This window comes from Billgrantia desiderata (assembly GCF_900108215.1).
Classification (GTDB): Bacteria; Pseudomonadota; Gammaproteobacteria; order Pseudomonadales; family Halomonadaceae; genus Halomonas; species Halomonas desiderata.
Window position 1 is genome coordinate 31,422 of record NZ_FNVC01000029.1, and the last position, 14,127, is coordinate 45,548.

Below are 14,127 nucleotides of genomic sequence, written 5' to 3' on the forward strand. Positions count from 1 at the left end.
CTTCCATTGCGCCGGCTCATCCCGTGCGCCATCTTCTACGGGTCAGCACGCCAAACGTGAGGTCTCCCATGAAGTACCTCTGTCTCGCCTATGAGGAAGAGCGGATATTCAGCGAAATGACGGAAGCCCAGTGGCATGAGCTACTACAGGAAACCCTGGACTATGTGGACGACCTGCAGAAACGGGACAAACTGGTCCTGACCAACGCCTTGCAGAGCGCCACCAAGGCTCGCACTCTGAGAATTCGTCATGACGAACTCATCATGACCGATGGCCCCTTTGCCGAGACCAAGGAGCAGTTAGGCGGTTTCTTCCTGATCGAGGTCGCGTCAGAAGAGGAAGCCCTGGAGATTGCTGCCGGCTGGCCGTCAGCGCGACTTGGCACCATCGAGGTGAGGCCCGTCGAGGAGGAATTGAGACCCGAAAGCCGCTATTGAGCGGGAGGTCGGTGAGTGCCTAGCCGCTCGAAGAGGCAACGATAGACGGCCTGGCTCGGCTATGCTGCATGAGTCATGGAGAGATTGAGGGAGGCAGCATGAAGGAGTTGGCATTGCACGGCATGCGCTACCTGGGCCTGACACTGCTGTGGGCGATGGCGGGTCAGGCGCTGGCAGACGAGGTGAACTGGCCGCGGATGACCGCGTCGGCAGACGGCGTGCCGATTGCCTACGAGGTGCAGGGCAGCGGCGCACCGACGCTGGTGTTCATCCACGGCTGGAGTGGCGACGGGCGCTACTGGCGCGGACAGGTGCCGTACTTCTCGCAGCAACATCGTGTGGTGACGCTCGATCTCGCCGGTCACGGCCATTCCGGCCTGGAGCGTGAAGACTTCACCATGCCGGCCTTCGGCGAGGACGTCAAAGCGGTGCTGGAGGACCTGGATGTGGAACAGGCCCTCCTCATCGGCCACTCCATGGGCGGACCGGTCGCCGTGGAAGCGGCACGTCTGGTGCCGGAACGCGTCATCGGGATCGTGGGCGTCGACACCTTTCACCATGTCGCACCGCAAATGAGCCAGTCCGATCTCGAGCAGATGCTGGCGCCAATGCAGGAAGACTTTACCGACGCCGCGCGCCATTTCGTGGCCACGATGTTCATCGAGGAGACCGATGCCGCCCTGCGCGACTGGGTCATACGGGACATGACGGCCGCTGTGCCAGACGTCGCCCTCAGCGCCTTCGAGGACATGGGAGCACGCCACATCGATGGGGAAGCGGCGCAGCACTTCGAGGAGCTGACGGTACCGGTAGTCGCCATCAATGCCGACCTGTGGCCGACCGACGTCGAGGCCAACCGGCAACTGCTGCCGGAATTCGACGCCGTAATCATGGAAGGCACCGACCACTTCCTGCACATGGCCCGGCCCGCGGCATTCAACCGGGAGCTGGACCGGGTAATCGGCACGCCGCCATGACAGCCGGGGTAGTTGATACCCGGCGCCATGAGCCCTGTCGCGCACAAGGCCTGAACTGGCCGGTTGGCAGAGTGGCATTGCCCCACCCTTGCTACGCGACCGGTGGCGCTTCTCCCTGGGCACGCAGGGTGGGCTGAAACTCTTCGACGGGTACCGGCCGGCCAAACAGATACCCTTGATACAGGTGGCAACCCAACCCGGCGAGCACGGCGCGCTGTGTCTCCGTTTCGACCCCCTCGGCGATGACGCCTAGCTCGAGACTCTGAGCCAAGGCCACAATGGCGGCGGCAATGGGTGTCGACTGGGTGTCCTGACTGAGATCTCGAACGAAGGCAATGTCGATCTTCAAGGTATCCAGGGGCAGCGCCTTGAGATAGACCATGGAAGAGTAGCCGGTGCCGAAGTCGTCCAAGGCGAAGCTGACACCGATGCGTCGCAGCAGCAGCATCTTCTCGATGGTGCCTTCCGGATCCTTGAGCAACAGCGACTCGGTGAGCTCGAGGGTCAGGCTGCCCGGTGCCACCGAGTGACGATAGATTTCCGTGAGCACCTGATCGACGAAGTCAGGTTGCTGGAACTGGCGAACGCTGACGTTCAGGGAGAGCTTGAGAGCGCTGAATTCGGAATGGTGCCGCCACTCCCCCAGCAGGCGGCAGCCCTCCTGCAGCACCCAACTTCCCAGCGGCAGAATCAGCCCGCTCTCTTCCGCCACCGTGATGAACTCCCCTGGCGAGACGAAGCCCCGGGCAGGATGCGGCCAGCGCACCAACGCTTCTGCGCCGATCACATGACGGTCGGCATCGACCTGGGGCTGGAGATGCAACCGCAACTCACCGTTGTCGATGGCATGTCGCAGCTCACGCTCCAGCGTCAACCTCGCCTCCCGCTCCTGCTCCAGTTCCGGGCGAAACAGCTGAGGAACTGCATCGCGCTGCCGCTTGGCCTCGAGCAGCGCCAGGCCGGCACGCTTGAACAGCTGCGCCGGTGTCGTGTCACCGTGAGGATTGAACACCAGCATGCCGACACTGAATCGGCAGGGGTAGGTATGGCCGTGCAACAGATAGTCGGCGCTAAGCGACGCCAGCACACGCTCGGTAAGCCCTCGCGCTTCACGCCCGGCAGCAGACCGATGGGTGGCGCTCAAGCGCGCCAAAAGAGCGAACTCGTTGCCGTCCAGGCGTGCCACATGAAGATCGTCATTAGCCCATTGGCGCAGACGTGTCGCCAACTGACGCAGCAGCTCATCGCCGATGTCCTGACCCAAGCTGTCGTTGAGGATCTTGAAACGGTCGATGTCGAACAGCACCAGCAGCGACAAGGCCGTTTCGCTACCCGGATGACGTTCACACCCATTCAACCGCTCCTGCAGAGCACGCCGATTGGGTAACTCGGTCAGGGTGTCGTGATAGGCCAGGTACCGTATTCGTTGTTGAGCCGCCTGTTCAGCGGAGCGATCGGAGATCAACGCAACATAATCCCGCTCGTTGCTATCGGCATAGATCACCCTGCTGACGCTGAGCCAGGCTGGGAAGCGCCTTCCATTGCTGTGCAGGGCTTCGATCATGCCACTCCACTCCCCTTTCTCCGAGAGCTCCCTGAGCAGCGTTTCCTTGAATACCTCGCTGTTGGCGGCAAAGACGAGCTTCCACGCCGACTGATCCATAGCCCGTGCCATGTCCCAGCCAAGCATTTTCTCGAGAGCGGCGTTGCTGAGCCGAATGCGCGCCTGATCGTCCAGTAGCGCAACGCCGTCGTGAAGTGCGGACAGGACCTCGACGAGCCGTCGTCGTGTCATGTGCTCGTGCTGCTCGCTGACATGAAGCCGCCGCTGTGCCTGCGCTGCCACCACGGTGAGCAAGGCAACCAGAACGACACAGCCCCCAATGAGATAAATGAGCCAGTGCGATTCCGCTGTTGGCAGTGGCAAAGCCGCACCTGGATGAGGAACGAACCAGGCAGCGCGCATGGCCACGTAGTGCATGCTGCAGATGGCCAGTGAGACGAACAAGGCGCTGATGAAGGCGCAGGTCTTGGCCCGCCGCAAGCCCCACTCCTGACGGCAGAGGCGATACGCATAGGCACTCAGGATGCCGAGGCCGACAGCGACGAACAGGGAGAACAGAAAGAGTTTCAGATCATGGTAGAGCACCGCCGGCATTCGCATGGCGGTCATGCCCATATAGTGCATCATGCCGATCCCCAGCCCCAGGCTGGTGCCGGCCAGCATCAGCTCTCGGTGAGTTGAGGCCTCACGCGACAGTAGCAAGATGGCCACCAGGCTCCCCGCCACGGCGGGCACGATGGATAAGAGCGTGAGGATCGGGTCATGCTGCACGGGGAAGGCAAGCCGATAGGCATGCATGCCGGTAAAATGCATGCTCCACACACCCAGCCCCATGATGCCGGCCCCAGCGACAAGCCAAAGCCTGCGCCACCCGGCGTGCCTGGCCTTGCTGACCAGCTTGATGAGATCCAGGCCGGCATAGGAGGCTGCCAGCGCGATTGCCAAGGACACCAACACCAGCGGGAGCTGGTGCTCCCCCTGCACGGCGTCCAGGGTGCGCGGGTCGAGAATAAGATTGGTCAGTATGGTCATGAACTCTACTTCGACACCGCGGCTCTCTTCTTGAGGGCGACTCAGCGATTCACGTTGAAAAAATGTTTATCTACCAGCCGAAAAAAGGCGCCCCCTGTCGGGGCGCCTTTTACTACGCTTGAACCGATCACGCCAGGTCGAAGCGATCCGCGTTCATCACCTTGTTCCAGGCGGCGACGAAGTCCTCGACGAACTTCTCCTTGGCATCGTCCTGGGCATAGACCTCGGCGATGGCACGCAGCTGCGAGTTGGAGCCGAACACCAGGTCGACGCGGGTAGCAGTCCACTTCACTTCACCGCTCTTGCGGTCGCGGCCCTCGAACACGTCGGCATCCACCGAGGCCGGCTGCCACTGCGTGCCCATGTCGACCAGGTTGACGAAGAAGTCGTTGGTCAACGTCCCGGGGCGGTCGGTGAACACGCCGTGGCGCGAGTTGCCGTAGTTGGCCTCGAGCACCCGCAGGCCGCCCACCAGCACGGTCATCTCCGGCGCGCTCAGGCCCAGCAGCTGGGCCTTGTCGATCAGCATCTCCTCGTCGGAGACGGTGAAGCGAGCGCGGCGGTAGTTGCGGAAGCCGTCGGCCTCGGGGCGCAGCCACTCGAACGACTCGACGTCGGTCTGCTCGGCGCTGGCGTCGGTGCGGCCCGGCGAGAACGGCACCTCGACGGCGTGACCGGCGTCCCTGGCCGCCTGCTCAATGGCAGCGGCACCGCCCAGCACGATCAGGTCGGCCAGCGATACTCGCTTGCCGCCGGCCTGGGTGGCATTGAAGTCGCTCTGGATGCTCTCCAGGGTCTTCAGCACCTTGGCCAGTTGCTCGGGCTGGTTGGCCTCCCACTCCTTCTGCGGCGCCAGGCGAATGCGCGCCCCGTTGGCCCCGCCGCGCATGTCGGAGCCGCGGTAGGTGGAAGCCGACGACCAGGCGGTGTAGACCAGCTCGGCAACGCTCAGACCCGAAGCGAGGATCTTGCGCTTGAGGCTGGCGATGTCCTGGGCATCGATCAACTCATGGTCCACGGCGGGCACCGGATCCTGCCAGATCAGCTCTTCGGCCGGCACTTCCGGGCCGAGGTAGCGTGCCTTCGGGCCCATGTCGCGGTGGGTCAGCTTGAACCAGGCACGGGCGAAGGCGTCGGCGAACTCGTCCGGATTGTTGTGGAAGTGCTCGGAAATCCTGCGGTATTCCGGGTCTTCGCGCATGGCCATGTCGGCGGTGGACATCATGATGCCCACACGCTTCGAGGCATCTTCGGCATCCGGCGCATGGTCCTTGTCGGCAAGCCCCTTCGGCACCCACTGCTTGGCGCCGGCCGGGCTGGTGGTCAGCTCCCACTCGTAGCCGAACAGCACGTCGAAGTAGCTCATGTCCCACTTCGTCGGTGTCGGCGTCCAGGCGCCTTCCAGGCCGCTGGTGATGGTGTCGCGGCCCTGGCCGCTCTTGTAGCGGCTCTTCCAGCCGAAGCCCATCTCCTCCATGGGTGCAGCCTCCGGCTCAGGGCCCACGTTGACCGGATCGCCGGCGCCGTGGGCCTTGCCGAAGGTGTGGCCGCCGGCGGTCAGGGCCACCGTCTCGTAGTCGTTCATTGCCATGCGGGCGAAGGTTTCGCGAATGTCCCTGGCCGAGGCCAGCGGATCGGGGTTGCCATCCGGGCCTTCCGGGTTGACGTAGATGAGGCCCATCTGCACCGCGGCCAGCGGGTTCTCCAGCTCGCGTTCACCGGAATAGCGGCTCTTGGCATGGCCGCTGTCGGCCAGCCACTCGTCCTCGGCGCCCCAGTAGATGTCCTCTTCCGGCTGGTAGACGTCCTCACGCCCGCCAGCGAAGCCGAAGGTCTTGAAGCCCATGGATTCCAGGGCGACATTGCCCGCCAGGATGTACAGGTCGGCCCAGGAGAGCTTGTTGCCGTACTTGCGCTTGATCGGCCACAGCAAACGCCGCGCCTTGTCCAGGTTACCGTTGTCGGGCCAGCTGTTGAGCGGTGCGAAGCGCTGGGTGCCGGTACCGGCGCCGCCGCGACCGTCGCCCACCCGGTAGCTGCCGGCGCTGTGCCAGGCCATGCGGATGAACAGCGGGCCATAGTGGCCGTAGTCCGCCGGCCACCACTCCTGGGAGTCGGTCATCAGCGCTTCGAGGTCCTGCTTGACGGCGGGAAGGTCGAGAGACTTGAACGCGTCGGCGTAGTCGAACGCCTCACCCAACGGGTTGGACTTCGGCGCATGCTGGTGAAGGATGTTCAGATTGAGCTGATTGGGCCACCAGTCCTGGTTGGAATTGCCGGTATCGCCCTTCTTGGTGCGCGCCCCGTGCATGACGGGACACTTGCCTGCGCTGCTGTCGATTTTCTGGTCCATGACGCTCTCCCTTTGTTGCCGCGTTGTCGTGCAATGTGGCTGTATGGTGAGAATAGGTATATCAGCACAATCGAAAGAGAGAGACTTGATTTTCCACACCGCATCAATAGCAAATTTCAATAACATCGCCAAACTCGATTGAGTCAGGCTTTCGCCATACCAATCCTGGGACGACCACCCGCTGCGATGGGTGCAGGCGTGTTAGGCTTCAGGCAATGCCCCGAAGGAGAGAATCATGACTGCCGCCGAGATGCTCGAACGCCTGGTAGGCTTTGCCACCGTTTCCCGCGATTCCAACCTCGAACTGATCGCCTTCGTCGAGGGCTACCTCGACGAGCACGGGGTCGAGCATTGGCGGGTGGAAAGCGACGACGGCAAGAAGGCCAACCTGCTGGCGCGCATCGGCCCGGCGGTGGTGGGCGGCGTGGTGCTCTCGGGGCACACCGACGTGGTGCCGGTCGACGGCCAACCCTGGTCCACCGACCCGTTCGCCCTGGTCGACAAGGGCGACGGCAAGCTCTATGGACGCGGCACCTGCGACATGAAGGGCTTCATCGCCTGCGCCCTGGCCGAACTGCCCGAGTGGCTGAAGCGCGGCCTGGACAAGCCGATCTACCTGGCGCTCTCCTACGACGAGGAGGTCGGCTGCATCGGTGCGCCACGCATGATCGAGCGGCTGATGGCCGACCACCCCCGCCCCGCGGCGGTGATCGTCGGCGAGCCGACCCTGATGCAGCCGGTGGTGGCCCACAAGGGCGCTACCAACCTGCGCACCACCGTGACCGGCCGCGCCTCGCACTCCAGCCAGATCGACCAGGGCGTGTCGGCAATCCACGTGGCCGCACGGCTGGTGACCAGAATCGAGGACGTGATGAGCGAGCTGCGCGCCGAGGGACGCGTCGACGGGGCCTTCAACGTCGCCCACTCCAGTCTGCACGTGGGCAAGATCGCCGGTGGCACCGCGATCAACATCATGGCGCGGGAGTGCACCTTCGAGTGGGAGATTCGCCATCTGCCCAGCGACCGCTTCGAGGAACTGTTCGAGCGGGTGAACGCCTACGCCGCCGAGCTCGAGGCCGAGATGCAGCGCCGCGCCCCCGAGACGAGCATCGTCACCGAGGCACTCAACCTCACGGTGCCGGCGCTGGCCGACGACAACAATGCCCAAGTGCTCGACCTGTGCCGCGAGCTGCTCGGCGAGCAGCCCAGCGGCGCGGTGGCCTACGCCACCGAGGCCGGGCAGTTCCAGCGCGTGGGGCTGCCCACCGTGATCTGCGGCCCCGGCAGCATCCGCCAGGCCCACCAGCCCGACGAGTACATCGAGATCGAGCAGCTCGCGGCGGGCACCCGCTTCATGCAGGCACTGGGGCGGCGGCTCGGTCAGTAGCGTCGGAGCCGCCGCCCGCGCTGGCTAGCCCAGGCGGTCGTGGCCGTTATTCAGGAAGGGATAGTCGGTGTAGCCTTTTTCGGCACCGCCGTAGAAGGTACTCGAATCGGGCTCATTGAGCTTGGCACCGACACGCAGCCGCTCGGGCAGGTCGGGGTTGGCGAGGAAGGAACGGCCGAAGGCCACGGCATCGGCAGTACCGTCTTCCAGGCGCCGGCGTGCTCGCTCGCCATCGTAGTTGCCACAGTAGATCAAGCCCCCGCGGAAGCGCTGACGCATCCCCTGACGGAAGCCCTCGGGGAAGGTGATGTTCCCACCGGCCCAGTTGGGCTCGTTGAGGTGGATGTAGGCCAGACCACGCTTGGAGAACTGGTCGGCCAGGTAGTAGGCCATCTCCTCGGGCTCATCGTCGGTAAGGCCGAACAGCTCGATGAACGGAGTCAGGCGAACGCCGACGCGTGCAGGGCCGAACACTTCGGCAACCGCATCGATCACCTCCAGCGGGAAACGCGCGCGATTCTCAAGGGAACCACCGTACTGATCGGTACGCCGATTGGTACCGGTCGCCAGGAACTGGTTGAGCAGGTAGGCGTTGGCAGCGTGCACTTCGACCATGTCGAACCCGGCGCGCTTGGCACGCACGGCGGCCTGGCGGTAGTCCTCGACGATGCCGGGGATCTCGTCGGTCTCCAGCGCCCGCGGCGTGCTGGTGGGGTGCGGCCCCGCACTGCCGTCCTCGAACTCGACGAAGCACTCGGCGCCTTCTCCCTTTAGGGCGCTGGGCGCCACGGGCGGCTGGCCGTCCGGCTGCACCATCTCGTGGGACACACGCCCCACATGCCACAGCTGCAGCGCCATGCGTCCGCCCTTTGCATGCACGGCCTCGACCACACCTTTCCAACCGGCTTCCTGCTCGTCGGTCCAGATGCCCGGCGTGTAGACGTAACCGCGAGCGGTGGGCGAGATATTGGTGGCCTCGCTGATGATCAGCCCCGAACCCGCACGCTGGCCGTAGTAGATCTGCTGCAACTTGCCCGGCACGCTGTCCGGGGTGCGCGAGCGGGTCAGCGGGGCCATGATCACGCGGTTGGGCAGGCTCAAGCCGCCCAGCTGCAGCGGGGTGAATAGGGTGGTTTGCGACATCTTGCCGACTCCTTTGGCGAACGAAATTGACCTTCCCTGTCTTTATGAGGACGCTAATGAAATTCTCCAACCCCGCTGACACAAATTGCAACAAAGCGTCGACCATCTCGCACGCGAAGTTATTGCTGCCGGTGAGGAGCTACCCCTTGAAGCCGGGCTCGGCGAGCCCCGCCACGCCGGTTCTCATCTGCAGCAGGCTGCCGGCCTGCGGCCAGCGCGCCTTGCCCTCGGCGTCGAGGTGCTGGGTCGCGGTGGTGATGTAGAGCGTGCGCAGATCGGCCCCGCCGAAGGCCACCATGGTCGGGTGCGGGCACGGCACCGGGTGCTCCGCCACCAGCTCGCCCTCGGGCGAAAAACGCACGATGCGACCGCCGTCGTAGAGCGCGCTCCAGTAGCAGCCCTCGCTGTCCACCGCTGCGCCGTCGGGCACGCCGGGCAGGCCCAGCCTTTCCAGGTCGACCCAGGTCTCGCCCTCGCCCAGGGTGCCGCTGTCGAGGTCGAAGGGGTAGCGCAGGATGCGTCGGCTCAGCGAGTCGGTATGGTAGAGCCAGCGCCGATCGGGGCTGAAGGCCAGGCCGTTGGAGATACCGAGACCCGTCAGCCGCGGCGTCAGCTCACCCCTGTCGAGACAGTAGAGCGCCGCGCTGGGGCTCGATTCGTCGGCGTCGATGGTGCCCACCCACAGGCGCCCGGCGGCGTCGCAGCGACCGTCATTGAAGCGGTTGCCCTGCCCCGCCGGCCTCCACTCCGGATTGTCGGCCAGCCGTTCGGGTTCGCCGCCCGACGGCAGGCGCAGGATGCCCGAGGCCGCAGCGGCCACCAGGCCCGCCTCGTCGAGCGCCACGCAGCCCACCTTCTCGCCCAGCTCGATGCGTGTCGGCGCCCCACCCTCCTGCGGCCGCCAGGTGTAGAGATGGCCGTTGTTGATATCGGCCCAATACAGCGTCTGGCGCTCAACCGACCACACCGGGCTCTCGCCCAGGCTCATGTCGAGCTTCACCGCCACTTCGATCACACCGTCCTGCATCGCTCGTCTCCGTTCGCTCTGTGAATTCCCTTTGCCTCAATGGTTGTCCCGCGGTGGGCTCTGGCGTGCCACGTCGCGGTACTTGGTGGCCCCCGCCAGCGTCATGCCGCGGTCGAGCGGTTCCACCAAGGTGCGCTGGATCTCCTGCCACGGTGTCTGGTGGCCTGGATAGCGGTAACCGCCCTGCTGCGCCAGTCGCTCGCGGCGCGCCTCTATCTCGGCGTCCTCGACCAGCAGGCGCACTTCGCCGCGATTGAGGTCGACGCGCAGGCGGTCGCCGTCCTCGAGCAGCGCCAGGCCGCCGCCGGTGGCCGCCTCGGGCGCGGCATTCAGGATCGAGGGCGAGCCGGAGGTGCCCGACTGGCGACCGTCGCCCAGGCACGGCAGCGATTCGATGCCGCGCTTGATCAGCGCCTCGGGGGGCTGCATGTTGACCACCTCGGCGCCGCCGGGATGGCCCACCGGACCCGCGCCGCGCATCACCAGGATGGTGTGCTCGTCGATGTCGAGGGCCGGGTCGTCGATGCGCGCGTGGTAGTCCTCCGAACCGTCGAACACCACCACCTTGCCCTCGAAGGCGTTGGGGTCGTCGGGGTTGGAGAGGAAGCGCGCGCGAAAGTCGGCGGAGATCACGCTGGTCTTCATCAGCGCCGAGTCGAACAGGTTGCCCTTGAGATTGAGGAACCCGGCCTGCTCGACCAGCGGGTTGTCGTAGCGGCGGATCACCTCGGGATCGCGAGTCTCGCAGCCCGCCACGTTGTCGGCCAGCGTGCGGCCGTTGACGGTGAGTACGTCGCCGTGGAGCTTGCCGGCGCCGAGCAGCTCGTTGACCACCGCCGGCACGCCGCCGGCGCGATGGAACTCCTCGGAGAGATAGGCCCCGGCGGGCATCACGTTGGCCAGCAGCGGGATGGCATGGCCCAGCGTCTGCCAGTCGTCGTTGGTCAGCTCGATGCCCGAGTGGCGGGCAATGGCGTTGATGTGGATCGGTGCGTTGGATGAGCCCCCCAGCGCCGAGCACACCACGATGGCGTTCTCGAACGCCTGGCGGGTGAGAATGTCGCTGGGTCGCAGGTCGGCCCACACCATGTCGACGATGCGCGCACCGGTGTCGTAGGCCACCATGGCGCGCTCCTTGTAGGGCGCGGGGATCATCGCCGAACCGGGCAGGCTCATGCCCAGCGCCTCGGCCATGGAGTTCATGGTCGAGGCGGTGCCCATGGTGTTGCAGTGCCCCACCGAGGGCGCCGAGTCGGTGGCTCGGGCGAGGAACTCGGCATAGTCGATGTCGCCGGCCGCGAGCCGCTTGCGCAGCTCCCAGATGATGGTACCGGAGCCGACCCGGTCCGGCCCGCGCCAGCCGTTGAGCATCGGCCCGCCGGAAAGGACGATGGCGGGAATGTTGACCGTGGCGGCGGCCATCAGGCTCGCCGGGGTGGTCTTGTCGCAGCCGGTGGTGAGCACCACCCCGTCGAGCGGATAGCCGTGCAGCACCTCGACCAGGCCCAGGTAGGCCAGGTTGCGGTCGAGCGCGGCAGTGGGCCGCCGCGCGTTCTCGTGGATCGGGTGCAGCGGGAACTCGAACGGCACCCCACCGGCGGCACGAATGCCCTCCTTGACCCGCTTGACCAGCTCGATGTGATGGCGGTTGCACGGCGTCAGGTCGGAGCCCGACTGGCAGATGCCGATGATCGGCTTGCCGCCGGCGAGCTCCTCCAGGGTGATGCCGTAGTTCATGTAGCGCTCGATGCACAGCGCCGTGGTACCCGGCGATTCGGGGTTGTCGAACCACCAGCGCGAGCGCAACTGGTCGGGCGTGATCTTGCGTTGGGTCATGGTCTTCCCCTGAGTCATATTCACCTATAGTTTCCGCGTCCGAGCCAGCCATGGAAACCTTACGGGATCCCCACGCACCACATGCTCATCACCAATTGTTCAGAAAGTCACCCAGGCACCGCCCGACTGCGAAGATTCCAGCGCCCGGGTAATGAACTGCAAGCCATCGACACCATCGCCCACCCCCGGCGTGCCCAGGGCCAAGGCGTCTGCCGAACGGCCGGCCTGGCGAGCCCGGATCTGCTCGGCAAAATCACCATACAGCTGGGCGAAGGCCTCGAGATACCCCTCCGGATGCCCCGGCGGTATGCGCGCCGCGGTCAAGGCCGCTTCCCCCAGACCTGGTCCGTTGCGCGTCAGGATGCGTGACGGCTCGCCCAGCGGCGAATGCAGCAACCGATTGGGCTCCTCCTGACTCCACTCGAGGCCGCCACGACTACCGTACACCCGCAGCCGCAGGCCGTTCTCGTTGCCCGGCGATACCTGGCTCGACCACAGCATGCCCCGCGCACCGCCCTTGAAGCGCAGCATCATGTGCACGTTGTCGTCGAGGGCACGACCCTCGACGAAAGTGTGCAGATCCGCCGCCAGCGACTCCAGCTCGAGCCCGGTGACGAAGCGTGCCAGGTGATAGGCATGGGTGCCGATGTCGCCCAGACAGCCGGCAGGTCCGCTGCGCTGAGGGTCCGTGCGCCACTCGGCCTGCTTCACGCCGCTCTCCTCCAGGCGGGTGGAGAGCCAATCCTGGGGGTATTCGACCTGCACCACCCTGAGTTCACCCAGCTCACCGGCGGCGACCATGTCGCGGGCCTGACGCACCAATGGGTAGCCGGAGTAGTTGTGGGTCAAGCCGAAAAACAGCCCGCTACGCTCGACCAGAGCGGCCAGCGCCTGGGCATCCTCCAGGTTGGTGGTCATCGGCTTGTCGCAGATCACATGGATACCGGCCTCGAGAAAGGTGCGCGCCACGTCGAAGTGAAGGTGGTTGGGGGTAACGATGGCGACCACGTCGATACCGTCCTCGCGCCGACGCTCGGCCTCGGCCATGGTGCGGTAGTCGGGATAGGCACGCTCTTCGGCCACATGCAGCTCGGCGGCGGCTGCGCGGCTGCGCCCGGGGTCGGAGGCGAAAGCGCCGGCAACCAGCTCATAGTGGTCGTCGAGCCTGGCGGCAATACGGTGTACCCCGCCGATGAAAGCGCCCTGGCCACCGCCGACCATGCCCAGACGCAGCCGGCGTGGTGTGTCGTGATATTGGCTCATGTCTTATTTCCCTCAGTCGAGGCCCAGCAGGCGACGGTTGGCCGCCTCGTCGGCACCGCCATCGGCGAAGTCGTCGAAGGCCCGTTCGGTGACTTCGATGATATGGTCGCGAATGAAGGCCGCGCCCTCCCGCGCGCCAGCTTCGGGATGCTTGAGGCAGCACTCCCACTCGAGCACCGCCCAGCCGTGATAGTCGTTGGCCGCCATCCACGAGAAGATGTGCTTGAAGTCCACCTGGCCATCGCCCAGCGAGCGAAAACGGCCGGCGCGCTCGACCCAGCTCTGGTAGCCGGAGTAGACGCCCTGTCTCGGGCTGGGGATGAATTCGGCGTCTTTCACATGGAACATCTGGATGTGCTCGCGGTAGACGTCCAGGAACCCGCGGTAGTCTAGCTGCTGCAGAACGAAGTGGCTGGGATCATAGAGAATATGACAGCGCGGATGATGGCCAACCCGCTCCAGGAACATCTCGAAGGTGATGCCGTCATGCAGATCCTCACCGGGGTGGATCTCGTAACAGAGATTGACCCCGACTTCGTCGAATGCATCGAGAATGGGCCGCCAACGCCTGGCCAGCTCGTCGAAGGCGGTATCGATCAGGCCAGCCGGACGCTGTGGCCACGGGTAGACATAGGGCCAGGCCAGGGCGCCGGAAAAGGTGCCGTGATCGGTCAGCCCCAGGTTGCGTGAAGCACGTGCGGCAAAATGCAGCTGCTCCACCGCCCAGGCCTGGCGCGCCCGTGGATTGCCCCTCACTTCAGGCGCGGCAAAACCGTCGAACATCTCGTCATAGGCCGGATGTACGGCAACCAGTTGGCCCTGCAGGTGGGTGGAGAGTTCGGTCAGTGCCAAACCGTGCTCGGCCAGGGTGCCCTTGATCTCGTCGCAGTAGGTCTGGCTCTCGGCGGCACGTTTCAGATCGATCAGACGCGCATCCCAGCTGGGAAGCTGAACTCCCTTGTAGCCCAGGTTCGCCGCCCAGGCGGCGATGCTGTCCAGGCTATTGAAGGGTGCGTCGTCTCCGGCGAACTGAGCAAGGAAGATCGCCGGTCCTTTGATTGTGTTCATGATGGCTCTCCGATGATGATCGACAGGTGAACCGAGCGGG

Annotated in this window: 10 protein-coding genes; 3 read left to right on the forward strand and 7 right to left on the reverse strand. The window is 65.2% G+C overall.

Annotated features, from left to right (window positions below; translation table 11 throughout):
• The first annotated feature begins 68 nt into the window (after window positions 1–68).
• A complete protein-coding gene (locus C4S71_RS19730) occupies window positions 69–437 on the forward strand; it encodes a YciI family protein (protein ID WP_103970284.1) in 369 nt (122 codons plus the stop codon).
• A gap of 98 nt (window positions 438–535) precedes the next feature.
• Window positions 536–1,414 carry an alpha/beta fold hydrolase gene (locus C4S71_RS19735; RefSeq protein ID WP_160113416.1) on the forward strand — a complete coding sequence of 293 codons (879 nt, stop codon included), beginning with the start codon at window positions 536–538 and terminating at the stop codon, window positions 1,412–1,414.
• Between the two features lie 91 nt (window positions 1,415–1,505).
• Here the strand turns inward: C4S71_RS19735 and C4S71_RS19740 are convergent, their stop codons facing one another.
• Together C4S71_RS19740 and katG are read right to left on the reverse strand one after the other, a co-directional pair.
• Entirely contained in the window at window positions 1,506–4,010 is a 2,505-nt protein-coding gene (locus C4S71_RS19740) for an EAL domain-containing protein (RefSeq protein WP_103970286.1), read from the reverse strand.
• Between the two features lie 127 nt (window positions 4,011–4,137).
• On the reverse strand, window positions 4,138–6,363 hold the full coding sequence (gene katG, locus C4S71_RS19745; RefSeq protein WP_103970287.1) for a catalase/peroxidase HPI: 2,226 nt from the start codon (window positions 6,361–6,363) through the stop codon (window positions 4,138–4,140).
• A 235-nt stretch (window positions 6,364–6,598) separates the two neighbouring features.
• On the opposite strand from katG, the gene argE reads away from it, so the two are divergent.
• Window positions 6,599–7,750: an acetylornithine deacetylase gene (argE, locus tag C4S71_RS19750; protein WP_103970288.1), complete on the forward strand. Its 1,152-nt coding sequence runs from the start codon at window positions 6,599–6,601 to the stop codon at window positions 7,748–7,750.
• A gap of 24 nt (window positions 7,751–7,774) precedes the next feature.
• On the opposite strand, the gene C4S71_RS19755 is transcribed toward argE, so the two are convergent.
• From C4S71_RS19755 to C4S71_RS19775, 5 genes are all read right to left on the reverse strand, one after another.
• Window positions 7,775–8,893 carry an alkene reductase gene (locus C4S71_RS19755; RefSeq protein WP_103970289.1) on the reverse strand — a complete coding sequence of 373 codons (1,119 nt, stop codon included), beginning with the start codon at window positions 8,891–8,893 and terminating at the stop codon, window positions 7,775–7,777.
• Window positions 8,894–9,032: 139 nt separating this feature from the next.
• Complete coding sequence (locus C4S71_RS19760; protein ID WP_103970290.1) at window positions 9,033–9,920, reverse strand: SMP-30/gluconolactonase/LRE family protein; 888 nt, start codon at window positions 9,918–9,920, stop codon at window positions 9,033–9,035.
• A 36-nt stretch (window positions 9,921–9,956) separates the two neighbouring features.
• Window positions 9,957–11,756 (reverse strand): IlvD/Edd family dehydratase, encoded by a 1,800-nt coding sequence (locus tag C4S71_RS19765; protein ID WP_200825333.1) that lies wholly within the window; start codon window positions 11,754–11,756, stop codon window positions 9,957–9,959.
• Window positions 11,757–11,855: 99 nt separating this feature from the next.
• Window positions 11,856–13,019, reverse strand: coding sequence for a Gfo/Idh/MocA family protein (locus C4S71_RS19770; protein WP_103970292.1), 1,164 nt, complete (start codon window positions 13,017–13,019; stop codon window positions 11,856–11,858).
• Window positions 13,020–13,031: 12 nt separating this feature from the next.
• A complete protein-coding gene (locus C4S71_RS19775) occupies window positions 13,032–14,087 on the reverse strand; it encodes a sugar phosphate isomerase/epimerase family protein (protein WP_103970293.1) in 1,056 nt (351 codons plus the stop codon).
• Window positions 14,088–14,127 lie beyond the last annotated feature (40 nt).